The organism is Microbacterium sp. Bi128 (assembly GCF_918698205.1).
Genome location: NZ_CAKKMM010001464.1, coordinates 1 through 1,228, shown reverse-complemented (window position 1 = coordinate 1,228; position 1,228 = coordinate 1). Strand labels below are relative to the sequence as shown.

Below are 1,228 nucleotides of genomic sequence, written 5' to 3'. Positions count from 1 at the left end.
CCCCGGCACCCTGTCACGCGGTAGCCGGCAATCGGATCCGCCGCGTCACGGATGTCCAGCGGACGTCCAGCTGCCCGCGGGACTACTTACAGGGGCTATTTGCCCGGTAATCGCGCGACACGCGGCGCCGGTTATTGAATGTCCCCTGCATAGGAAATACCGTCACAGACATGAGTTACTTGACATAACTATAACCTTCAAGTCGAAGGTTAAGGTTCAAAGCTTCAAGCAGGACTCGATCAGTTTTCGCATTAGTACACGAACAAGGGACACGTAACGTGGCAGCTCCGCAGAATTACTTGGCCGTCATCAAGGTCGTCGGCATCGGCGGCGGTGGCGTGAACGCAGTCAACCGCATGATCGAGGTCGGTCTTCGCGGCGTCGAATTCATCGCCATCAACACCGATGCCCAGGCATTGTTGATGAGCGATGCCGACGTCAAGCTCGACGTCGGGCGTGAGCTGACCCGTGGACTCGGTGCTGGCGCGAACCCTGAAGTTGGCCGGCAGGCCGCGGAGGACCACGCCGATGAAATCGAAGAGGTCATCCGGGGCGCAGACATGGTCTTCGTCACCGCCGGCGAAGGCGGCGGAACCGGAACCGGCGGCGCCCCCGTCGTCGCCCGGATCGCACGGTCCCTTGGCGCCCTGACCATCGGCGTCGTGACGCGCCCCTTCACGTTTGAAGGCCGCCGCCGTGCCGGCTCCGCCGAGGCCGGCATCGACGCCCTGCGCGATGAAGTCGACACCCTGATCGTGATCCCGAACGACCGCCTGCTCTCCATCAGCGACCGCAACGTCTCCGTCCTGGACGCGTTCCGTTCCGCCGACCAGGTCCTGCTCTCCGGTGTCCAGGGCATCACGGACCTCATCACCACCCCCGGCCTGATCAACCTCGACTTCGCCGACGTCAAGTCCGTCATGCAGGGTGCCGGTTCCGCGCTGATGGGCATCGGTTCTGCCCGCGGCGAAGACCGCGCCGTGAAGGCCGCGGAGCTGGCCATCGCCTCCCCGCTGCTGGAAGCATCGATCGACGGCGCGCACGGCGTGCTGCTGTCCATCCAGGGCGGCTCGGACCTTGGCCTCTTCGAAATCAACGAGGCAGCCCGCCTGGTCCAGGAAGTCGCCCACCCGGAGGCCAACATCATCTTCGGCGCCGTGATCGACGACGCCCTCGGCGACGAGGCACGCGTCACCGTCATCGCCGCCGGCTTCGACGACGTCAAGGC

The 1,228-nt window shown here is 64.8% G+C and carries 1 protein-coding gene; it reads left to right on the top strand.

Annotated elements, in window-relative coordinates:
• Positions 1–278 precede the first annotated feature (278 nt).
• On the top strand, positions 279–1,228 hold a 950-nt coding region (gene ftsZ, locus LQV45_RS33715; RefSeq protein WP_230012150.1), incomplete at its 3' end, for a cell division protein FtsZ.